We start from the raw sequence: 20,876 nt of genomic DNA, 5'->3' as shown, positions 1-20,876 counted from the left end.
GTTGTCGGTCTTTGATAATTGCAAAAATATTCGTGGTTTTGATTATTAATATGGTTTTTTGTCAACAAAATTAAATAACGGGAAATGAAAGCGGTAATCACGGGCGCAACAAAAGGCATTGGTCGGGCAATAGCAGTTAAACTTTATAATGAAGGGTATGATTTGGCATTGGTAGCCAGAAGTTCGCATGATTTAGATGAACTGTGTGAAAAACTTGCGCAGCCAGACCGAATGATTAAAACTTATCTGGTAGATTGTTCTATTAAGGAAGAGGTTTATCAATTTCTTCACCAGGTAAAAAATGAATTTGGTGATATAGATGTTCTTGTTAATAATGTAGGTGTTTATATGCCAGGCAGTTTGTTAGATGAAACGGATGAAGTTTTCGAAGCGCAACAAGCGCTAAACGTTAATGCAGCTTATTACATTAGTAAATTTTTGGGGAAAGAAATGCGTTCAAGGCGCTGTGGACATATTTTTAACATCTGTTCGGTCGCGAGCAAAATCCCTGTCGAAAATGGTGGAAGTTATAGTGTAACAAAATCAGCGATGTTAAGTCTTAATTATGTATTGCGGCAAGAGTTAGCACCACACCATGTTAAAGTAACAGCCTTTTTGCCGGGTTCAACAAAAACAGCTTCTTGGGAAGGAACAACTATACCAGATGAGAAATTTGTACAACCCGCCGATATTGCTGAAACGCTTTATGCCATTTTAAACTTAAGTAAAGGGGCAAATGTTGATGAGGTTTTAATCACACCGCTGGATTTTTAAACGCTAAATAAACAGCATTATGGAAAAGAAGCTTTTTAGAAACGAACATGATAAGATGATTGCCGGGGTAGCTTCAGGACTTGCAGACTATATGCAGGTTGAGGTTACCATAATCAGATTGTTATTTGTATTGTCAACCATTTTTATGGCTGGGGCCGGTTTGATCGCCTATGTGATCATGTGGATCATCGTTCCGGTTAACAATGATCCGGCATCCAGGTTCTCAAAATTTAACGATTATTTTAATCAAAAAAATACCAGTCCATTTGGTAATCCATCTCCATTTACCGGACCTGCAGGAAGTGGAAATCCAAACTGGACGCAGCCTGTAAATGAAGGTGCTTCAAAAACGGCTTTTGAAACCCAGCCCGATTTCAATAAGTTTAATAAGCCTAATGATACCGGGCGTACAGTTGCTGGCTTGGTGATGCTGGTGATTGGTTGTTTCTTTTTAATGCGGGAAATGGATTTCATCCCCGATTGGTTTACCATCAGAAACCTGTTTAAGTTTATGTGGCCATTAATCTTTATTGCCTTAGGAATCAGTATTATCGCTAAATCAAAAAGAAAAAACGATTGGCAGGCTTTTCAGCAGCAACAGAAAGCTGCTGAAGAAGATAAAAAGGCAGATTTTTCAGATACTGTTGCAACACCGGACGATCCAACATCTCAAGAGTCTAAAGAAACTATAACAACTCACCCTCCTCAATTATAAATTTTATGAAATTAGATAGATTAATTTGGGGTATTTTACTGCTTTTTATAGGTGGTGTACTTCTACTCGAAAACTTTGGAATAATCAACTTTTACTGGCGTAATGTCTGGGGCTTCTGGCCAATATTCTTAATCATTGGCGGACTGAATATTCTGTTCAACAGAAATAATTCTCAAACCGGCAGTATTATATCTATAGCTGTATTGGTAGTGGCATTGTCATTTCTCTTTATCAGAGGACAACAAATTCCTGAGCGTGGTTCATGGTGGGGCAGTCATTTTAAAAAAGGCGTGGATATTGATATCGATGACAATGATGATGACAGTGATAATGATGGAGATACATCATCCGTGAGAGAATTTAAACTTTCAGAACCCTTTGTATCTACAGATAATGCAAAGAAAACAATATTGAACATTGCTGGAGGCGGAATATCTTTCAATTTAAATGGAGAAACTTCTGAATTGATTGATGCGAATGTTAAAGGGAAAAATGGTAATTTTTCATTGAAAAAAGCAGTAACGGATAGTGCCACTATTCTTACTTTCCAGCTGGATGATAAAAGAAAAAAATGGAACTTTAATAATGGTTCTAATGATGTCGACTTTCATTTAAATAAAACTGCGAACTGGGAAATTTTCATGAAACTAGGTGCAGGTTCAGCTGATCTCGATTTTCAGGATTATAAAGTGCGCACATTCCGTTTTGATGGTGGCGCTGCAGCTTTAGATATTAAACTTGGTGAATTGTTGCCCATTACTGATGTAATTGTGAAATCAGGCGTGGCAGATGTGAAGATTAAAGTTCCCGTTAATTCTGGTTGCAGAATAAAAACGCAAACCGGCTTATCGGCAAAGGATTTCGCAGGATTTGAAAAAATAAGTGACGGACTTTATGAAACTTCAAATTATAAAGCATCAACAAACAAAATTTTCATCAATTTAGACGGCGGATTAAGTAACTTTGAAGTAAGTAGATACTAAAAAGGTTGAAGGTTTGAGGGTGGAAAGTTGAAGGCTATACATGGTCCTGGCCTTTAAAAACTTTGATCTTAAAATCTAAAAATCCAATGAATCCTGATCAATATACAGTTGTAATTAATGGTAAGCCACAAGGCCCTTACGTTTTATCAGATCTGGAGGGGTTAAACATAACGCCCAATACCTTCATTCGCACACCCGGAATGGACGATTATAAAGAAGCTCATGCAATTCCCGAATTGCGTGAGCTTTTAGGCTTTAAATATCAAAAAACTGCTCCTCAATATTTTGCCGCGTTTGACCAGCGGTTACTTGCTTCAGTGATCGATCACTTTATTATATTTGGAATTTATACGGTTATCATCCTCACCAGTTATATTTTTATACAAGGAAAGGATGAAAGAATTATGGCTTTTATAGTGCCATTTCCTGTCATTTTTATCGTTAAATTAATTTATGGTGTATTTGCAGAATCATCATCAAGGCAAGCTACCATTGGTAAAAGGATGCTGAATATTAAGGTGACAGATTTGGAAGGAAGCAGGATAACCACAGGTCGTTCCATGGCACGCAATTTTTCTAAAATCTTATCTATAATTCCTGTTTTTTTTGGCTATCTGTATTGCTTTCTCAATAAAAAAAATCAATGCTGGCACGACATTACTGCTGATACTTTAGTAATTAAAGATAGGTTGATATAGAAAAGCTTGATATACTTTTGCGATTTAGGACAAGCCAAATAGCAGAAATCAATATTCCGGCTTTGATAATATTACTTCTATTTTGATTATTTTCTAAATTATAATAAATTAATAAAGTAGACCAAACATCCATAAAGGAATTTTATTGCCTATACCCGCTTCCATGTCATCAACGGCAAAGAAAGAATTGTCAATCCCGGTTAATTGTTTAGTTGATTTTCCCTTACCTCCGATTTCAAAAGTGAATTGATCATTAACATAAAAATCGCCTTTAAGAGGTAAATTAATAGCATGCCCGGCATTTGTAAGCTGATTCATAAAAAAGGCTTCACGTAAAGAACCTTTCTCTGTGTTATTTGGACTTAATGCAAATGATAGATTTGTATTTTCTAAAAAAATTTTATCAGGTTTTTGTAAGGTACTAATGCTTTTACCAGCCGCCGAAAGCGTGTTTATTAATTTTGCATTGTATAAGTAATACAAATACTCTACAATTTTTTATAGCATGCCCGGCATTTGTAAGCTGATTCATAAAAAAGGCTTCACGTAAAGAACCTTTCTCTGTGTTATTTGGACTTAATGCAAATGATAGATTTGTATTTTCTAAAAAAATTTTATCAGGTTTTTGTAAGGTACTAATGCTTTTACCAGCCGCCGAAAGCGTGTTTATTAATTTTGCATTGTATAAGTAATACAAATACTCTACAATTGCATTTCTACTAATTCCTGTTTTTTTTGGCTATCTGTATTGCTTTCTCAATAAAAAAAATCAATGCTGGCACGACATTACTGCTGATACTTTAGTAATTAAAGATAGGTTGATATAGAAAAGCTTGATATACTTTTGCGATTTAGGACAAGCCAAATAGCAGAAATCAATATTCCGGCTTTGATAATATTACTTCTATTTTGATTATTTTCTAAATTATAATAAATTAATAAAGTAGACCAAACATCCATAAAGGAATTTTATTGCCTATACCCGCTTCCATGTCATCAACGGCAAAGAAAGAATTGTCAATCCCGGTTAATTGTTTAGTTGATTTTCCCTTACCTCCGATTTCAAAAGTGAATTGATCATTAACATAAAAATCGCCTTTAAGAGGTAAATTAATAGCATGCCCGGCATTTGTAAGCTGATTCATAAAAAAGGCTTCACGTAAAGAACCTTTCTCTGTGTTATTTGGACTTAATGCAAATGATTTTTTTAATAGCATGCCCGGCATTTGTAAGCTGATTCATAAAAAAGGCTTCACGTAAAGAACCTTTCTCTGTGTTATTTGGACTTAATGCAAATGATAGATATGTATTTTCTAAAAAAATTTTATCAGGTTTTTGTAAGGTACTAATGCTTTTACCAGCCGCCGAAAGCGTGTTTATTAATTTTGCATTGTATAAGTAATACAAATACTCTACAATTGCATTTCTACTAATTCCTGTTTTTTCGCTTAAATTGCTAATGTTAGGTTTAAAAGGGACATTAGTTGATAAAATATAAAGTAATTGATAGATTTTTCTGGAATGATGTGGGTTAAAACCTGCTATAAACTGTAAATCTTCTTCTATAATTAATCTAACAACCTTTTCCAGTCGTAGGTGATAGGTATTGATATTTTCTACAAAAAAAGGATAGTAACCATGTTTTAAGTATTCATTAAAGTACTGTAATGGCTTAAATTTTGAAATTAAATCATGTGCAATTTGAATATGATTTTGAAGCAAATCCTCTAATGAAATAGCATCAAGATTTATAATATTACTAAAACTTAAAAATTCTCTGTAAGATAATCCTGTTAATTCGTATTGTACTGCCCTACGGCTCAAATCTATTTTTTGTCTGGAGATATCAATAATAGATGAACCTGTAAATACGATTTTTAAGTCTTTGTAAAAATCGTATATATTTTTTATTTCTTTTGCCCAATCCGGGTATTTGTGTACTTCATCAATAAATAATATTTTTCCTCCATTTTGTCTAAATTCTTCTGCAAAGTCTGATAATTTGTTATTGGAGAAATAAATATCATCCATAGAAACATATAACGCTTCATCACTTAAACCATAATTAGCTTTAATGTGCTGTAAAATCAAGGTAGTCTTGCCAGTCCCTCTGGCGCCCAAAATGCTAATAAGTCTATCGCTCCAGTCTATCTTTTTTGATAATGGCCTCACAATATTCATTGTTTGTTGCTGTACAATTAAATTTGATTTAAGCCGTAACTTTTCCATTTTGATAGTATTTAGAAGCAAAAATAGTAAAAATTGCTATAAAATAATAGCAAAATAAGGAAATATTGCTTTTAATTATTAGCAAAATAAATTTTTACTATCTTAAAATTTTAACAATCCATCAATTTAACAATTAAACATTTAGCCTATCTTTGCCGTAGCATGGAAAATTTATCGGTAAAGCATGAGTTAGGTGGAGGGTATTGCAACAGTTTAACGCAGTATTCCAGGTTTTTAACCCGCGAAGTTAAGATTGGAGACATCGCTTTAGGTGGTCATAACCCCATTCGTATCCAATCGATGACAACAACCGATACCATGGATACCATTGGAACAGTAGAGCAAACCATTCGCATGGTAGAATCTGGCTGTGAATATGTTCGTATCACCGCACCCAGCATAAGAGAAGCTGAAAATTTAGCTAATATTAAAAAGGAATTACGTTTCCGAGGCTATGATGTCCCACTGATTGCTGATATTCACTTCACACCAAATGCAGCTGAAATGGCTGCAAGAATTGTTGAGAAGGTAAGAGTAAATCCGGGGAATTATGCTGATAAAAAGAAGTTTGAAAATCTGGAATACACGCATGATGCCTATACTGCTGAACTGGAAAGAATTAATAAAAAATTTATTCCACTGATAAAAATCTGTAAGGAATATGGTACTGCCATGCGTATTGGAACCAATCATGGTTCACTTTCAGACCGGATCATGAGTCATTATGGCGATACACCAAGAGGAATGGTGGAATCTGCTATGGAATTTATCCGCATGTGTGAGGCCGAAAATTATTATAACCTGGTGATCTCTATGAAGGCTAGCAATACACAGGTAATGGTTCAGGCTTATCGTTTATTGGTTGAAACCATGGTGAAAGAAGGCATGAATTATCCTTTACACCTGGGCGTAACAGAAGCAGGAGATGGCGAAGATGGACGAATTAAATCTGCTGTAGGCATTGGTACTCTGCTGGAAGATGGTTTAGGTGATACCATTCGTGTTTCCTTAACCGAAGATCCCGAATTTGAAGCACCGGTAGCAAAAGCTTTGGCTGATCGGTATGTGAAAAGGAGTTTGGAGTTTGAAGTTCGGAGTGCGGAGTCGCCGATTATACTCCCAACTCCTAATAATCAACTTCCAACTTACTCTCCATACGCCTATTCAAGAAGAATTACCCAGTCTGTTCAGCACATTGGTGATCATCACCACCCTTTGGTCATGATTGATGTTTCAAAAGAAAACCTGAAAGATCCTTACTTTTTGAGTTCGGTTGGCTATAATTACAGTGCGGGATTAGATAAATATAACCTGGCCGATCAGGCATGTGACCTGGCTTTTCTTGGTGATAACCTGCCTTCCTTTTCTTTTCCTGGAAATTTAAAGCAGGTTTATAACTATCATACATGGCTAAATCTTCGTGATAAAAACAACTGTCATCCTCTATTTTCCCTAGAAGAATTTAGCAGGACTGAAGTGAAGGATGAGTTTTTGAATTTCGTCAGAATTGATGCGAGCCAACTAACCACTTTAACAACTGTATCACTAGATAATGTTGTGCTCGTTCTCGAAACATCCGCTAAACACGGAATGGCAGAACAAAGAGCATTTTTTATTGCTTTGCAAAGCCTGAACATGCAAATTCCGGTGATCATCAGAAGAAGTTATGAAAATCTGGATGCAGATACCTTAATGCTTTATGCTGCAACAGATTTTGGTGCACTATTTACGGATGGTTTTGGTGACGGAATCTGGATAGATGCACCAGGCCTGGATCTTGCATTAATTAACTCCACCAGCTTTGGTATTTTGCAGGCCACACGTACACGTATCAGTAAAACTGAATACATTTCTTGCCCAAGTTGCGGCAGAACACTTTTTGATCTGCAGGAAACCACACAACTTATCCGCTCAAGGACCGATCATTTGAAAGGGCTTAAGATCGGAATCATGGGCTGTATTGTAAACGGTCCGGGTGAAATGGCCGATGCTGATTATGGATATGTAGGTACAGGTCCAGACAAAATTACGCTATATCGCGGTCAGGAAGTGGTGAAGAAGAATGTTAATACGGCTTTTGCTTTAGATGAACTGATTGAAATCATTAAGAATGACGGCAATTGGATAGAGAAGATTTAATCACCTCCTTAAGTCGTCTAACTTTCCAAGAATAAACCTAAATTGCGCTCATGAACCTATTCGAGTTTGAATCCATTTTTAATGAATTAAGAAAACTCTTAATCGAACAGGGATTAACAGGCGGAGCATTAATTTACAGCTATTTTCTACTTGGATCAATTGGTGTTACACTTTTTCTGTTCATCACGATTTTTGTTACGAGACAAGTTTTTATTGGTGTAGTCAAAAGTGCAAAAACTAAATCAGACTGGCAGCTAGCCTTATACGAATTTCGTGTTTTCAGGGCTTTTGCCTTAATATTCGGTGCCTACATCATTTATAATGCCGTTCCATATGTTTTTATTGATTTTAAAAACTGGTATTTCTACGCCATTATTTTTTCTAAAATTTATGTGGTGCTGGCAACCATGTTCGCCATTAATGCCTTTTTAAATGCGTTGGTTTCTGTGATGGAATCGTCACGAAAATATGCTGATAAACCCATCAGGAGTTACAAGCAGGTAGCTAAAATTATCATTTATATCTTTGGTTTTGTGTTGATTTTATCCATCATACTTAACCAGTCGCTTTTGTATATTTTTGGAGGATTTGGAGCCGTTACCGCTGTTTTTATTCTAGTATTTCGCGATCCAATTTTAGGCTTTGTGGCTTCAGTGCAAATGAGTGCCATCGATTTGGTTCGTGTTGGTGATTGGATTACCGTAGAAAAATATGGCGCCGATGGAGAAGTTACCGAGATTAATCTAACCACCATTAAGGTGAGAAACTGGGATAAAACGGTTACTATTGTGCCTAGTTATGCCATTGTGAGTGAATCTTTTAAAAATTGGCGGGCGATGGAAGAAAGTGAGGGGAGGAGGATTAAACGCCACATTAATATTAAAATATCGAGCATAAAATTTTGTGATGATGATTTAATCAGCCGTTTGCAAAGCATTGATTTTTTAAAGGATTACCTCAAAGAAACGCAATTACAAATTGAGCAGTTCAACGCTGAAAATACGGTGAATCCCAATAACCTGGTAAACGGGCGTCACATGACGAATATTGGCACTTTTAGGGTTTACGCTGAGAAATATCTGGAAAGTAATCCTTCCATTAATACCGATTTAACTTTTATGGTTCGCCAGTTACAGGCCACTGAAAACGGACTCCCAATAGAAATATACGTTTTCTCGAAAGAAAAGGCATTGAAAAAATTTGAAGAGGTTGCTGCAGATATTTTCGATCACCTGCTGGCTGCCGTACCTTACTTCGATCTGGAGATTTTTCAAAGTCCTAGTGGAAGTGACATGAGAAAATTTGTTGAAAAAGGGAATGATTAAACATCCCCGCTTTGCTATCAATTTACTCATCTAAAAAAGTTAAACACCGTTCACAAACCTTCAATAAAAGTGGTGGTAAGGTTTCGGTTTCATAAGGATGAGATGCGCCATATACATGATTGGCACCTTCAATTTTCGCCAGTCTGCTATTCGGATTGGCATCTGCTAATTTTTGTGCATGCTCAAAAGGGACATTTACATCATCATCACCCTGAACAATTAACCACGGAATGTTAATGCGTTTAGCTGCATCAATGATGTTGAATGTCTGAGTATTTTGCTCAAAATCTTCCAGTAAAGTAACGTTTAAGGGCATTTGTTCTTTCGTCCTTGCATTGGTTACGAAGATTTTGCCTGTTTTTTTCCATTCCGCTTCCTGTTCCTTTTTCCAAAGACTATTGAAGCTCGAAATAGCGCTCCAGGTGATGAGCTTATTAATTCTCACATCATTTGCGGCCTCAATGATGGCTAATCCACCACCTCGACTATGGCCAATTAAATTTACTCGGGTTTCACTACCATAAGCTTTGGTTATAAAATCGAGTACTGCATTTACATCAAAAAGCTCTTTAGAAATGGTATTGCTGGCAAAAGCTTCCATATCAGTAACATCTACAGGATGATCTGCAGGTACGCCACCATGTGATAAATTGAATTTAATATACCTGTATCCATTGCTGGCGAAATATCTGGCCACCAGATGATGTGCGCCCCAATCTTTAAACCCTTTAAAGCCATGCACGAAAAGTACAATTGGGGTATTAGGGTTTTTATCATCAAAAGTAATATCTCCAATAATTAGTTTTCCATCTAAACCACTTAAGCTAAAATCATTTTGTACAATCATCATTTAAGGAATTGGTGTATAAGATAAACTTACTAAAACTGATTTTGTTGTAAATTTGTGTGCGCTTATCATATCCTTTCGCTGGTGTTATGAAAAATAGGAGGAGTAAATTCTCATTATCTTATCCTATTTTCGATAATAATACCAGGCCCAGCCGATCAATAATAGTTGAAATGGTAATCTCACCCAAGCAATAAGGGGTGTTACCAAAATTTTGCCAAGCTGAAAGGGTGCGATCTGAATCATGTATATATGTGCAGGTAGGAATGCAACTAACATCAGAATAATAAATAAAGCAGCCAGTTTTTTTGTTCTTGAAAAAAGCAGCATTATTCCTGAAACAATTTCCATCATACCAGATAGATAAATTAAAAATGCATGAGCCGGCAACCATTTTGGCATAATGGCGTGATATGCGGGTGTTGATATAAAATGATTAATCCCTCCCAGGATATACAAAAGGCCATATATCCCTAGGAAAGTTTTGTAAATAATGTTTCGATTGTCAGTGTTTTGCATCTATTTAAAACCGTTCTAAATTAACCTAAATTACAGATGAATGACGGTGACATGCATCATCCATGCTACTTTTGTATCCCGATAATAGTTAACAACGGAAGCACTTGGAATATTTAAAAGTAATAGCTTTTACGCATCACCACATCGACCTGAAATCTTTAGGGAAATTAGTTATTTGTGACCAGAGTTTGGATAGCAGGTTGAAGAATATTCAAACTGAGCTTCCTGTTAGCGAAATTTTTTACGTTGGAACCTGCAACCGTGTAGAGTTTGTTTTTTTGACTAAAGAGAAAACAGATAAAGAATTTGTTACCCGGTTTCTTACGGTATTGGACATGGGTTTGCCTCCGGAGTTTATGGAGCGTTTCCTTGATAATGTTACCGTTTTCGAAAACGAAGAAGCTTTCAACCATCTTTTAAGAACGTCTTGTTCTTTGGAAAGTTTGGTGGTTGGCGAAAAAGAAATTCTTGCACAGATACGTAAAGCTTATGAAAACTGCCGTGATGCAGGTTTTACCGGCGATTATATGCGTATGATTATGGAGCGGGTGGTTAAAACTGCGAAAGAGGTTTATACGCATACGAACATTTCAAAAAATCCGGTTTCTGTAGTTTCTCTTGCTTATCGCAAGCTTAAAGAATTAAACATGTGCGGCAATTCACGTGTATTAATCATTGGAGCAGGTGAAACCAACCAGAATATTGCAAAATATCTTAACAAACATAAATACTCAAACTTTTCTATTTTTAACCGTACCCTATCTAAAGCAGAATCTTTAGCGGGAGAGTTGAATGGTAAAGCTTATCCTTTGGAAGCTTTAGAAGATTTTACGGAAGGCTTTGATGTGATTATTACCTGTACAGGTTCTACTGAGGCCATTATCAATGAAGCCCTTTATGCTAAGCTATTAAATGGCGATACGGGGAAAAAGGTAATTGTTGATTTAGCGATCCCGAACGATGTGGCCCCCGCTGTTATTCATAACAACCCGGTTCATTACATTGAAGTAGAATCTTTAAAAGAAGTTGCCCGTAAAAATATCCAGGAACGTTATAATGAATTGGTTCACGCTGAGGATATCATCAATGCCAATATTGCTGAGTTTTTTACCGTACTGAAACAACGCCGGATTGAACTGGCCATGCAGGATGTTCCACGGAAGATTAAAGAAATCAAAAATACGGCATTGAATGGCGTATTTGCAGATGAAATTAGCCAGATGGACGAAGCCTCCCGCGAAGTTCTGGAACGCGTAATGAATTATATGGAGAAAAAGTGCATCAGTGTACCGATGATTATGGCCAAAGAAATTCTGGTTAAAGAATCTTAATTTAACTGCAAAGAACGCTTAAGGTACGCCCAAAGTACGTAAGTTAGGCTTTATCTCTTTTGGGTTTAATCAGGGTGAACAAATTCTAGATGTAATGCTCTTCGATTAAAGCTTATACTTTTTTACCCTCCTGATCTGGTCAAACGAATTCATTTCACTTACAATTTAGCATTTTAAATTACTGTTCCCTAAAGGGTTTTTAGCCTAATTAATAAATAACTATCCAGCTACGGGAGCTTCTCATTGTGATTTAAATTACGCTACTTTCATCTCAATCTCCCTTCTCTGTAACCTCACTGTCTCATTTTTAAACAATTTATAGTTTCAAGCACTATTTACCTTAAATTTGCTACTCATCAAATGTTTATAGTGAAGAAATTAACCATCGGAACACGCGGTAGCGACCTCGCTTTATGGCAGGCTAATCATATTCAAAGTGAGTTAGCTGCAATTGGAATAGAAGCTGATATTAAAATCATCAAAACACAGGGCGATAAAATCCTGAATTTGAGATTGGATAAATTAGAAGGAAAAGGTTTTTTTACCAAAGAACTGGAAGAAGAGCTCCTGGCTGGTACAATTGACCTGGCCGTTCACTGCCTGAAAGATTTGCCAACCAATCATCCTGTAGGCTTAACTATTGCCGCTATTCCTCCACGTGAGGAAGCCACTGAATATCTATTGATTTTAAAAGATTGCGTAGATGTATCCCAGAAACTTTCATTGAAAAAGGGTGCCATGGTGGGTACTTCTTCAAACAGGAGAAAAGCGCAATTATTGGGCTTACGGTCTGATTTGGAAATTGAAGATTTACGGGGAAATGTACCTACACGTATCCAGAAATTGAGGGATGAAAGCTATGATGCCATTATGCTCGCCAAAGCTGGTATTAAACGGTTGGGTTTAGATGTTAGTGAGTTTCATGTAGAGGAATTAGCACCTACTACATTTGTTCCGGCTCCGGCTCAGGGTGCTTTAGCCATACAAATCAGAGAAAATGATCATGAACTATTTGAAGCACTTCAAACACTACACGATCCCTTAACTGCTAAAGAAGTGGGTGTGGAACGTAAAGTTTTGAACTTGTTTGAGGGAGGGTGCCATATGCCGTTAGGCTGTTACTGCAAAGAAGAAGATGGTGTCTTTGAAGTATGGACATCAAAAGCTGAAACCGCAGATGATTTTCCTGAACGCTTGTTTTTGCGCTCAGAAACGACGGAAGGTTTGGCCGAAAAAATCGTTGCCAAGTTTAGTCAGGAAAGAAAGAAGCCGGCTAAAGTTTTTATCTCACGCGAAATTGGAGAACATAGCTATTTTCGTAAAGCACTGGAAAGCAAAGGAATTGAAATTGAAGGCCGTTCTTTAATTCGTACTTTTCCTATCGTAACGGTTTTAGATCAGTTTATTTTAAAAAATATTGATTGGATTTTCTTTAGCAGCCGAAATAGTGTGGAGTATTTTTTCAATCTTAAACCGCATTTACCTAAGAAAACACAATTTGGCGTAGTAGGTAGGGGGTCGGAGGATGCCTTGCGTAAGTTTGGTCATGTTGCCAATTTTGTAGGTGAAAGTGGTGATATTACAGAAGTTGCTGAAGATTTTGCAAAGCTGGTTTCAGGAAAAAATATCCTGTTTCCAAGGGCACAGGATTCATTGCAGTCTATCCAAAAATCTTTGCCAGCTGATGCTAAAATTATTGATTTACCCATTTACGAAACGGTAATTGAAGAAAACATCGACCAGAGTTATGCTGATGTGTTAATTTTTACCAGTCCATCCAATGTAGATGCCTATTTTGCTGATAATTTGCTAGAACCTGGGCAACAAGTAATTGCCATCGGTAATTCAACAGGGAAAAAGTTTGATGAGATGGGCGTAAAATATGCCTTGCCATATTCTCCTGATGAAATCGGATTAGCAGAGGCCGTTTTTGGAATAGAAATTAAATAGAGGTTGAGGGTTTGGAAGCTAAAAGATTAGTGCTGAAAGCAAAACGACTTACTCATAACAGTGCTATTAAATAAGGAATCGGTGAAATCACTTCCAAGGAAAAATGAATACTCAAGTCTCGATACTTGATACTAAATACTAATTATATGTTAAATCGTCCGCGAAGATTACGGAAAAATCCGTTAGTGAGAGAGATGGTAGCCGAAACCCGACTATCGAAAGATATGTTTGTGTACCCGTATTTTGTAGTGCCTGGAACAAATGTTACACATGCGATTGATGCCATGCCTGGTGTAAACCATTATTCGGTTAATGCTTTGGTTAAGGATGTGGAAGCCGGAATGAAAAAGGGCTTGAATAAAATCATGCTTTTTGGTGTCGGAGATGAAAAGTCAGCTGATGCAAAGTCTGCCTATCATGATCATTCCCTGGTGCCAACAGCCGTTCGTGAATTAAAGAAACAATTTGGCGATGATTTATATGTGGTGACCGATGTATGCGTTTGTTCTTATACCACTCATGGGCACTGCGGTATTTTGGAAAATGATTATGTTCAAAACGATAAAACGGTTGATGTAATTGCCAAAATGGCTTTAACACATGCGCAAGCCGGAGCTGATATGTTTGCGCCATCAGATATGATGGATGGCAGAATTGAAGCGATGCGAAATCTGTTGGATGATAATGGTTTTGTAAATGCAGCTATTATGAGTCATGCGACGAAATTTGCCTCGGCTTATTATGGCCCGTTTAGAGAGGCTGCAGACTGTGCCCCGGGCAAAGGTGACCGGAAAGCTTATCAGATGGATTTTAGAAATCCTTTAGAAGCTTTACGTGAAGCGCAGCTGGATGAACAGGAAGGTGCAGATGTACTGATGGTGAAACCCGGATTAGCTTACCTGGATATTATCCAACGGTTAAAACAAGATACCAATCTACCTATAGCGGTTTACAATGTATCAGGTGAATACTCCATGGTTAAGGCTGCTGCAGAACGTGGCTGGATTGACGAACAAAAGGTGGTAATGGAAACGATGCATGCCTTTGCAAGAGCCGGTGCAAGTATCATTACTACTTATCATATTAAAGATATTTTAAATAACGATTGGATTTAAAGTTGTAAGTTCTACGTTTAGGTAGAGACTTAAAACTTAATATATAGGTTTGAGAAAAGGAAGATTGTAAGTTTAGGTTTTAGGTTCTGCGTTTTGGCGAATACTTAAAACTTAATACGTACAACTTAAAAACTAAAAAAATGTTAGATTCATTAAAGAAAATATTTTCAGGCAATGAGGCCGATATTCCGGTTAACACAGGAAGTAAACCTGATATTTCAAGGGTAAAATCAGCGGAGTTATATGAGAAGTCTAAAACGTATTTCCCGGGCGGTGTAAATTCGCCTGTAAGGGCTTTTAAATCGGTGTATGGTACACCACTTTTTATTGAAAAAGGTGATGGCTGTTATATCTGGGATGCAGACGGTAATCAATTTATTGATTTTTGTGGAAGCTGGGGGCCACTGATTTTAGGCCATAACCATCCAAAAATCCGTGAGAAGGTTACCGAAGTGATGCAGAACGGAATGAGTTTTGGTGCACCAACTGCTTTAGAAAATGAATTGGCAGAACTGATTATTAAAAATAACCGGTTTGTAGAAAAAATTCGTTTCACGAGTTCTGGTACTGAGGCTGTGATGTCGGCGATTCGTTTGGCCAGGGGATTTACCGGCAGAGATAAAATCATCAAATTTGAAGGCTGTTACCACGGTCATAGCGATTCATTATTAGTAAAGGCAGGTTCCGGTTTAGTTACTTTTGGTGAAACGTCATCAGCAGGGGTTCCAAAATCTTTCGCTGAAGAAACCATCGTAATACCTTTAAATGATACAAATGCCATTGAACAAGCTTTCAATCAGTTTAAAGATCAGGTAGCGGCTGTAATTATCGAAGGTATTCCGGCAAATAATGGCTTGATCATGCAGGATGAAGAATATATCAAATTCTTACGTAAAATCTGTACAGATAACAAGTCTCTGCTCATTTTTGATGAAGTCATCACTGGTTTCAGGGTTGGCTTTGAAGGTGCAGCTGCGCATTATGGTATCACACCAGATATTGTAACTTATGGAAAAATCATCGGTGGAGGCTTACCTGTGGGGATGTATGGTGCCTCTGCTGAAATTATGGGGCATATTTCTCCTGATGGAGGTGTTTATCAGGCAGGTACTTTATCGGGCAATCCGGTTGCGATGGCTGCAGGAATTGCGACATTAACAGAACTCAGCAGATCTGGTTTTTATAAAGATCTAAATGCTAAAACACAAGATTTCGTAGCCAGCATTCAACGATTTGCTACAGCCAGAAATTATAAATTTAAAGTTTTTACGATAGGTTCTATTTTTTGGTTTGCCTTTACAGAGAAAGATAAAATTCAATCTGCTGATGATATTGATGCCGGAAGCATGGATAAATTTAAGATCATGCACCGTGAATTGCTCAATAGAGGAATTTATTTAGGCCCATCGGGTTATGAAGTTGGTTTCGTATCTGCGGCCCATACCAAAATAGAATTGGAGAAAGCAAAACGTGCTATTTTTGAAGCATTGGATTTGGTGTTTAAGAAGTAAAAGTTTTACCACAGAGAGCAAGGAGATTTCACAGAGAACAGAGAGTTTTGTATTAGAAGTTGTCATTGCTTCATGTCTCGAAATAAAGAAAAGCGTTAAATAAATCTGTGTAATCAAACAATCTGTGCAATCAACCCGAAGGAACAAATGAAGAAATCTATAATTATATTTTACGCATTATTGCTTTACGCATTAATCCAGTTAGTTTCATGGGGAACTTTGGTTGTGCGTTTGCAGCCAAGCCGCATGACAATGATTATGGGGGAAGGGTCCGTCTTTCTTTTTTTGCTTTGTATCGGCGGTTATTTTCTGCATCAGTCGCTTAAACGTGAAGATAAACTTCGTGAACAACAGCAGAATTTCCTAATGTCGATTACGCATGAATTAAAATCGCCACTGGCGGCCATAAAACTTTCTATCCAAACCATTGTTAAAAGAGATCTGGATAAAGCCCGTCAGGTTTCTTTGTTAAATAATTCATTAAAAGATATTGAACGTTTGGATGATCTGGTTGAAAACATGTTATTGGCTACTAAAATTGAAAATCGTTCCTATAGTTTTCCAAAGGAAGAATTTAATTTTTCTGAATTGGTTTATAAGATCACAGATAGGTTGCAAGTTCACTCCTGCGGTAATGAGCAATTGATTAATGCGCAAATTCAGCCAAATCTGCAGATTGTAGGTGACAAATTTGCCTTATCGTCAGTCGTGACGAATTTGATAGAAAATGCAGTAAAGTATTCGAGCCCTTGTGATGAGATAAATGTGCTTTTGCATCAGGTTGAAGGGCATATTCAATTCAGTGTAATTGATAAAGGGCCGGGTATTTCAGATGCAGAAAAAATGTTGATATTTGATAAGTTTTACCGGGTTGGTAATGAGAATGTCAGGAAAGCGAAAGGAACAGGTTTAGGCTTGTTTATTGTGAAAGAGGTTTTACAATACCATGATGCAGATATTACAGTAAAAGATAATCTGCCTCAAGGAAGTATTTTTGAAGTAACATTTAGTTAATCTCAATTATGTCACAAAAATTAAGAATTCTATTGGTAGAAGACGAGGATCACTTGTTAGATGCTATCAAATTAAACCTCGAACTGGAAGGTTATAAAGTTCACGCCGTTAAAGATGGCAAAACAGCTCTTAAAGTTTTTAAAGAGGAGCGTTTTAATCTTATTGTATTAGATGTTATGCTTCCCGAAATGGATGGTTTCCAGGTGTGTGAAACGATTCGTCTGGAAAATGCAGAAGTTCCGATTATGTTCCTGACAGCCAAAAACACTTCTGAAGACCGTGTTTTAGGTTTAAAAAAAGGAGCAGATGATTATTTAGTTAAGCCTTTCAACTTAGAAGAATTGATTCTTCGTGTGGGTATTTTAGTTAAACGCAGCTTAAAATCTGATGATCTGAAGGAGTTAAACTCTTATAAAATCGGTGATAAAACAATCTATTTTAATTCTTTTGAATTGAAAAATGATGATGGTACCATTACACCATTGACCAAAAAAGAAACGATGTTGTTAAAGCTTTTAATTGAGCGTAAGAATGATGCCGTTTCTCGTGAGCAAATTTTAGAAACCGTTTGGAATTATGATGTTTATCCATCAACCAGAACAATTGATAACTTTATTTTAACGTTCCGAAAGTATTTTGAGCCAGACCAGAAAAATCCGGTTTATTTTCATTCGATTCGGGGGGTAGGCTATAAATTCACTGATATCCATTAATGTATAACAGTCTTGGCAGGTATGTATTGATGGCTGTTTTTTTACTGGCAGCATTGGTTTGTATCTTTTATACTCAGTATGAGCTGGCGGCTGTCGCTGGTTTTCTTTTTCTTTTTATCATTTGGAGTCACTTTAGGCATAGTTCTGTTTTAATGGCATCCAAATATTTTAAAAATAATGATTTTGTAAAAGCTAAACTAATGTTGGCTGAAGTACCTAATCCAGAAAGATTATCAAGAAACCGGAGGGGCTATTATGAATTTATGCAGGGCAATATGGCCTTGAAAGAAGAAGATTATGATAAGGCCGAATACCATTTTCAACTGGCCAGCCGGTTCCCGGTGGGCGGTAAGAACCAGAAAGGTTATGTGCTGATTCATCTTGCCAATCTTGCCTTAAGAAAGAAAGATAAAGAAAAAGCAGAAGCCTATACAAAACTGGCTAAAGAACTGGCAGAATCGACCCGATCAAAAGAAATTATTGCGAAGGTTGAAAGGGAAATCAGCAAATTATAATATTAATATTGTCATTTTGAATAACGAAGCATCAGTTTAGGAATAAAAAGGTACTTCGTTTTTTTTTTATTTATAGCTTTGCATCATTATTTTTTTTCCGTTCGTCATCCTGAATTTAGTTCAGGTTTTAATTATAAAGAAAGATGCTGAAATAAATTCAGTATGGCGATTTAATGGAATAGCAACTACAAATCATGAAGAATAACTTATTTTTAGACGCTGCATTCTCAAAACAAACAGAACGTCCGCCAGTATGGATGATGCGTCAGGCTGGTCGTTTTATGCCGCAATATTGGGAGATCAAAAACAAATACTCTTTTTTAGAGATGTGTAAAACGCCTGAAATTGCAGCCGATGTTACCATGTTGCCTGTAGATTTATTAGGAATTGATGCCGCGATTTTATTCTGCGATATTTTAGTAACGGGCGAAGCAATGGGTGGCGATTTGAGTTTCACTCAAGGCGTTGGTCCTAAATTTGCCAATCCGGTACGTACTGCTCAGGACATTGAAAATTTAAATGTGGATTGTTTGGATGAGTTACAATATGTAGCTGATGCGATTAAAGTAATTCAACAACGTTTAGATGGAAATATACCACTAATTGGTTTTGCTGGCGCACCTTTTACGGTAATGAGCTATTTAATTGAAGGTGGATCGTCTAAAGATTTCAAATTAACAAAGCTTTTTATACATAACCAACCAGAGTTAGCGCACAAACTTTTGGGTAAAATTGCAAAGGTAACCGCAGATTATCTGAACCTGCAGATTGCTGCTGGCGTAAATGCTGTTCAGATTTTCGATAGTTGGGCGCTTGCCTTATCATGGAATGATTACCAAGAGTTTTCGCATCGTTACATTCAGGAAATTATTGCCAACCTAAATAGAAAAGATATTCCGGTAATTTCTTTCTGTAAAGGAAGTTCGGTTTTTGCGCCGATTATGGCAGAAGCTAAACCAGACGTAATTTCGGTTGACTGGAATGCTGATTTATTAAATATCAAGAATGCTTTGCCTGCGGGTATTGCCGTTCAGGGAAATTTAGATCCACATATTTTATATGCAGATCAATCCGTAATTAAAGCACAGATTCATAAGTTATTCGAGCGCATGCGTGGAACTGAAGGTTTTATCTTCAATTTAGGACATGGTATTATGCCGGATATTCCTTTCGACAACGTAAAGTATGCAATTGAGGTGGTAAAGGAATTTAGGTATTAAAGCCCTAAATTCCCTAAGGTAGGCTTTGAACGGCGGATATAAATTGTTATATTTAAATATGGAAACACTTATTATAAATATTCCTGAAAAAAAAAGTGAGTTAGTTAAACAGCTACTAAAAGAGCTTGGTGTTACTTTTAAAAGAGAAAATTCTAATAATTCTAATCCTGTTCCTAATTCAATCACATTAAAAACGATTAACGATGCTCATAATGGTATTGGAATAGGTGAACCAATTACAGATATAAAAACCTATATCGACTTATTATAATGTTTGTTTTAAAACCAACTAATCAATTTAATAAGGATGTTAGGTTAATGAAAAAGCATTCAACAAAGAATGCTGATTTCATTAAAGATTTTTTGTTTAAATTAGAAATTGATGGAGCTGTTGGAATTGAAAAGAAATATCGCCCTCATAAATTAATTGGAAATTATAACAATAATTGGGAGGCTCATATTAAACCTGATTTGTTAATCATTTGGTTTGAAGTAACGGAAGAAAGAGAAAAAATCTTATTAAGAGTTGGAACACATTCTGATTTATTTTAAATCAAACATTTATTTCTTCAACGTCTAATGATAGAAACCCTGCAGCCCTATTATCCATACTTTCTTGCGGTACATATTGTATTTGTCATCAGCTGGATGGCTGGGTTATTTTATATTTTGAGTCTTTTCATTTACCATACCGAGGCAACTGAAAAGCCGGAGCCTGAAAAAAGTATTCTTCTCCAGCAATTCACTAAAATGGAAGCTACTTTGTGGAAAATTATTGCTGTTCCGGCAATGGTTATTTCTGTTATGGCAGGTGTTTCCATGCTGACATTACATCCTATGCTGTTACAGATGCCCTGGATGCATGTTAAACTTGGTTTTGTAATCGGTTTGCTAATCTATCATTTCATCTGCCAGAATATTGTGAAGCAACTTAAAAACAATCAATTTAAAATGAGCAGTTTTCAGTTGCGCCTGTGGCGGGAATTGGCAACAATCTTTATGATTGCTATCGTTTTTGTGGTTATTCTTAAAGATGCGATTAATTGGATTTATGGTTTAATTGGCATCATGGGGGTAGCAATGGCGATTATGATTGCAGTTAAGCTGTACAAGAATTACCGGCTGAAGAAATAAGCTTTTAAGAATAGAACTGAAAGATTAAATCAGAAAGTCAAAATCCAATGAAGTGCTTTGTTTGCTTTTCGTAAACTTGTATTCAATTCTAGGTACTTTGATCCTCACGCCTTTATACTTTACGAAAAACTATTCTAAATTTGA

Annotated in this window: 22 protein-coding genes; 17 read left to right on the top strand and 5 right to left on the bottom strand. The window is 36.5% G+C overall.

Annotated elements, in window-relative coordinates:
* The first annotated feature begins 84 nt into the window (after positions 1 to 84).
* The 4 genes from CBW18_RS05390 to CBW18_RS05375 all read left to right on the top strand — a co-directional run bounded on the left by CBW18_RS05390 (position 85) and on the right by CBW18_RS05375 (position 3,170).
* Positions 85 to 774, top strand: coding sequence for an SDR family oxidoreductase (locus tag CBW18_RS05390; protein WP_088300298.1), 690 nt, complete (start codon positions 85 to 87; stop codon positions 772 to 774).
* 19 nt (positions 775 to 793) lie between these two features.
* Entirely contained in the window at positions 794 to 1,489 is a 696-nt protein-coding gene (locus CBW18_RS05385) for a PspC domain-containing protein (protein ID WP_088300297.1), read from the top strand.
* A 5-nt stretch (positions 1,490 to 1,494) separates the two neighbouring features.
* Positions 1,495 to 2,472 carry a LiaI-LiaF-like domain-containing protein gene (locus tag CBW18_RS05380; RefSeq protein ID WP_088300296.1) on the top strand — a complete coding sequence of 326 codons (978 nt, stop codon included), beginning with the start codon at positions 1,495 to 1,497 and terminating at the stop codon, positions 2,470 to 2,472.
* A gap of 86 nt (positions 2,473 to 2,558) precedes the next feature.
* Positions 2,559 to 3,170, top strand: coding sequence for an RDD family protein (locus CBW18_RS05375; protein WP_088300295.1), 612 nt, complete (start codon positions 2,559 to 2,561; stop codon positions 3,168 to 3,170).
* A gap of 108 nt (positions 3,171 to 3,278) precedes the next feature.
* Here the strand turns inward: CBW18_RS05375 and CBW18_RS21200 are convergent, their stop codons facing one another.
* The 3 genes from CBW18_RS21200 to CBW18_RS05360 form a co-directional block, all read right to left on the bottom strand.
* The gene (locus CBW18_RS21200; RefSeq protein WP_140418632.1) at positions 3,279 to 3,488 is read right to left on the bottom strand and encodes a hypothetical protein; all 210 of its coding nucleotides are present in this window, start codon (positions 3,486 to 3,488) and stop codon (positions 3,279 to 3,281) included.
* 617 nt (positions 3,489 to 4,105) lie between these two features.
* Positions 4,106 to 4,387, bottom strand: coding sequence for a hypothetical protein (locus CBW18_RS05365; RefSeq protein ID WP_088300293.1), 282 nt, complete (start codon positions 4,385 to 4,387; stop codon positions 4,106 to 4,108).
* Positions 4,350 to 5,399, bottom strand: a complete 1,050-nt coding sequence (locus CBW18_RS05360; RefSeq protein ID WP_088300292.1) for an ATP-binding protein — start codon at positions 5,397 to 5,399, stop codon at positions 4,350 to 4,352. The genes CBW18_RS05365 and CBW18_RS05360 overlap by 38 nt, the downstream gene beginning before the upstream one ends.
* 162 nt (positions 5,400 to 5,561) lie before the next feature.
* On the opposite strand from CBW18_RS05360, the gene ispG reads away from it, so the two are divergent.
* Together ispG and CBW18_RS05350 are read left to right on the top strand one after the other, a co-directional pair.
* Positions 5,562 to 7,538, top strand: coding sequence for a (E)-4-hydroxy-3-methylbut-2-enyl-diphosphate synthase (ispG, locus tag CBW18_RS05355; RefSeq protein ID WP_088300291.1), 1,977 nt, complete (start codon positions 5,562 to 5,564; stop codon positions 7,536 to 7,538).
* A gap of 50 nt (positions 7,539 to 7,588) precedes the next feature.
* On the top strand, positions 7,589 to 8,863 hold the full coding sequence (locus CBW18_RS05350; protein WP_088300290.1) for a mechanosensitive ion channel family protein: 1,275 nt from the start codon (positions 7,589 to 7,591) through the stop codon (positions 8,861 to 8,863).
* 22 nt (positions 8,864 to 8,885) lie between these two features.
* On the opposite strand, the gene CBW18_RS05345 is transcribed toward CBW18_RS05350, so the two are convergent.
* Complete coding sequence (locus CBW18_RS05345) at positions 8,886 to 9,713, bottom strand: S9 family peptidase (protein ID WP_253248971.1); 828 nt, start codon at positions 9,711 to 9,713, stop codon at positions 8,886 to 8,888.
* A gap of 123 nt (positions 9,714 to 9,836) precedes the next feature.
* Complete coding sequence (locus CBW18_RS05340; RefSeq protein ID WP_088300289.1) at positions 9,837 to 10,229, bottom strand: DoxX family membrane protein; 393 nt, start codon at positions 10,227 to 10,229, stop codon at positions 9,837 to 9,839.
* A gap of 104 nt (positions 10,230 to 10,333) precedes the next feature.
* Here CBW18_RS05340 and hemA point away from each other — a divergent pair, with 104 nt between their 5' ends.
* The 11 genes from hemA (at position 10,334) to CBW18_RS05285 (ending at position 20,732) form a co-directional block, all read left to right on the top strand.
* Positions 10,334 to 11,560, top strand: a complete 1,227-nt coding sequence (gene hemA / locus CBW18_RS05335; RefSeq protein ID WP_088300288.1) for a glutamyl-tRNA reductase — start codon at positions 10,334 to 10,336, stop codon at positions 11,558 to 11,560.
* A gap of 360 nt (positions 11,561 to 11,920) precedes the next feature.
* Entirely contained in the window at positions 11,921 to 13,510 is a 1,590-nt protein-coding gene (hemC, locus tag CBW18_RS05330) for a hydroxymethylbilane synthase (RefSeq protein WP_172406449.1), read from the top strand.
* Between the two features lie 146 nt (positions 13,511 to 13,656).
* On the top strand, positions 13,657 to 14,625 hold the full coding sequence (gene hemB / locus CBW18_RS05325) for a porphobilinogen synthase (RefSeq protein WP_088300287.1): 969 nt from the start codon (positions 13,657 to 13,659) through the stop codon (positions 14,623 to 14,625).
* A gap of 140 nt (positions 14,626 to 14,765) precedes the next feature.
* Positions 14,766 to 16,136: a glutamate-1-semialdehyde 2,1-aminomutase gene (hemL, locus tag CBW18_RS05320; RefSeq protein ID WP_088300286.1), complete on the top strand. Its 1,371-nt coding sequence runs from the start codon at positions 14,766 to 14,768 to the stop codon at positions 16,134 to 16,136.
* 147 nt (positions 16,137 to 16,283) lie between these two features.
* Positions 16,284 to 17,150 (top strand): sensor histidine kinase KdpD, encoded by an 867-nt coding sequence (locus CBW18_RS05315; RefSeq protein WP_088300285.1) that lies wholly within the window; start codon positions 16,284 to 16,286, stop codon positions 17,148 to 17,150.
* 8 nt (positions 17,151 to 17,158) lie between these two features.
* The gene (locus CBW18_RS05310) at positions 17,159 to 17,863 is read left to right on the top strand and encodes a response regulator transcription factor (RefSeq protein ID WP_029284042.1); all 705 of its coding nucleotides are present in this window, start codon (positions 17,159 to 17,161) and stop codon (positions 17,861 to 17,863) included.
* Complete coding sequence (locus CBW18_RS05305; protein WP_088300284.1) at positions 17,863 to 18,378, top strand: hypothetical protein; 516 nt, start codon at positions 17,863 to 17,865, stop codon at positions 18,376 to 18,378. The genes CBW18_RS05310 and CBW18_RS05305 overlap by 1 nt, the downstream gene beginning before the upstream one ends.
* A 194-nt stretch (positions 18,379 to 18,572) precedes the next feature.
* A complete protein-coding gene (hemE, locus tag CBW18_RS05300) occupies positions 18,573 to 19,598 on the top strand; it encodes a uroporphyrinogen decarboxylase (RefSeq protein WP_088300283.1) in 1,026 nt (341 codons plus the stop codon).
* Positions 19,599 to 19,656: 58 nt separating this feature from the next.
* Positions 19,657 to 19,869, top strand: coding sequence for a hypothetical protein (locus tag CBW18_RS05295; protein ID WP_088300282.1), 213 nt, complete (start codon positions 19,657 to 19,659; stop codon positions 19,867 to 19,869).
* On the top strand, positions 19,869 to 20,150 hold the full coding sequence (locus CBW18_RS05290) for a type II toxin-antitoxin system YafQ family toxin (RefSeq protein WP_088300281.1): 282 nt from the start codon (positions 19,869 to 19,871) through the stop codon (positions 20,148 to 20,150). The genes CBW18_RS05295 and CBW18_RS05290 overlap by 1 nt, the downstream gene beginning before the upstream one ends.
* 27 nt (positions 20,151 to 20,177) lie before the next feature.
* On the top strand, positions 20,178 to 20,732 hold the full coding sequence (locus tag CBW18_RS05285; protein WP_088300280.1) for a CopD family protein: 555 nt from the start codon (positions 20,178 to 20,180) through the stop codon (positions 20,730 to 20,732).
* Positions 20,733 to 20,876 lie beyond the last annotated feature (144 nt).

This window comes from Pedobacter sp. AJM, from assembly GCF_002197755.1.
Lineage (GTDB): Bacteria > Bacteroidota > Bacteroidia > Sphingobacteriales > Sphingobacteriaceae > Pedobacter.
Note: the sequence above shows the minus strand (reverse complement) of the source record. Positions and strands in the feature narration are given on the sequence as shown.

Excerpts from the sequence above, each read along its gene's own strand:
- CBW18_RS05340 (WP_088300289.1), bottom strand. The coding sequence starts at position 10,229 with ATGCAAAACACTGACAATCGAAACATTATTTACAAAACTTTCCTAGGG.
- CBW18_RS05360 (WP_088300292.1), bottom strand. The coding sequence starts at position 5,399 with ATGGAAAAGTTACGGCTTAAATCAAATTTAATTGTACAGCAACAAACA.
- CBW18_RS05345 (WP_253248971.1), bottom strand. The coding sequence starts at position 9,713 with ATGATGATTGTACAAAATGATTTTAGCTTAAGTGGTTTAGATGGAAAA.
- ispG (WP_088300291.1), top strand. The coding sequence starts at position 5,562 with ATGGAAAATTTATCGGTAAAGCATGAGTTAGGTGGAGGGTATTGCAAC.
- CBW18_RS05315 (WP_088300285.1), top strand. The coding sequence starts at position 16,284 with ATGAAGAAATCTATAATTATATTTTACGCATTATTGCTTTACGCATTA.
- CBW18_RS05285 (WP_088300280.1), top strand. The coding sequence starts at position 20,178 with ATGATAGAAACCCTGCAGCCCTATTATCCATACTTTCTTGCGGTACAT.
- CBW18_RS05390 (WP_088300298.1), top strand. The coding sequence starts at position 85 with ATGAAAGCGGTAATCACGGGCGCAACAAAAGGCATTGGTCGGGCAATA.
- CBW18_RS05350 (WP_088300290.1), top strand. The coding sequence starts at position 7,589 with ATGAACCTATTCGAGTTTGAATCCATTTTTAATGAATTAAGAAAACTC.
- CBW18_RS05380 (WP_088300296.1), top strand. The coding sequence starts at position 1,495 with ATGAAATTAGATAGATTAATTTGGGGTATTTTACTGCTTTTTATAGGT.
- CBW18_RS21200 (WP_140418632.1), bottom strand. The coding sequence starts at position 3,488 with ATGAATCAGCTTACAAATGCCGGGCATGCTATTAATTTACCTCTTAAA.
- CBW18_RS05295 (WP_088300282.1), top strand. The coding sequence starts at position 19,657 with ATGGAAACACTTATTATAAATATTCCTGAAAAAAAAAGTGAGTTAGTT.
- hemC (WP_172406449.1), top strand. The coding sequence starts at position 11,921 with ATGTTTATAGTGAAGAAATTAACCATCGGAACACGCGGTAGCGACCTC.
- CBW18_RS05375 (WP_088300295.1), top strand. The coding sequence starts at position 2,559 with ATGAATCCTGATCAATATACAGTTGTAATTAATGGTAAGCCACAAGGC.
- CBW18_RS05305 (WP_088300284.1), top strand. The coding sequence starts at position 17,863 with ATGTATAACAGTCTTGGCAGGTATGTATTGATGGCTGTTTTTTTACTG.
- CBW18_RS05310 (WP_029284042.1), top strand. The coding sequence starts at position 17,159 with ATGTCACAAAAATTAAGAATTCTATTGGTAGAAGACGAGGATCACTTG.
- CBW18_RS05365 (WP_088300293.1), bottom strand. The coding sequence starts at position 4,387 with ATGCTATTAAAAAAATCATTTGCATTAAGTCCAAATAACACAGAGAAA.
- hemB (WP_088300287.1), top strand. The coding sequence starts at position 13,657 with ATGTTAAATCGTCCGCGAAGATTACGGAAAAATCCGTTAGTGAGAGAG.
- CBW18_RS05385 (WP_088300297.1), top strand. The coding sequence starts at position 794 with ATGGAAAAGAAGCTTTTTAGAAACGAACATGATAAGATGATTGCCGGG.
- hemE (WP_088300283.1), top strand. The coding sequence starts at position 18,573 with ATGAAGAATAACTTATTTTTAGACGCTGCATTCTCAAAACAAACAGAA.
- CBW18_RS05290 (WP_088300281.1), top strand. The coding sequence starts at position 19,869 with ATGTTTGTTTTAAAACCAACTAATCAATTTAATAAGGATGTTAGGTTA.
- hemL (WP_088300286.1), top strand. The coding sequence starts at position 14,766 with ATGTTAGATTCATTAAAGAAAATATTTTCAGGCAATGAGGCCGATATT.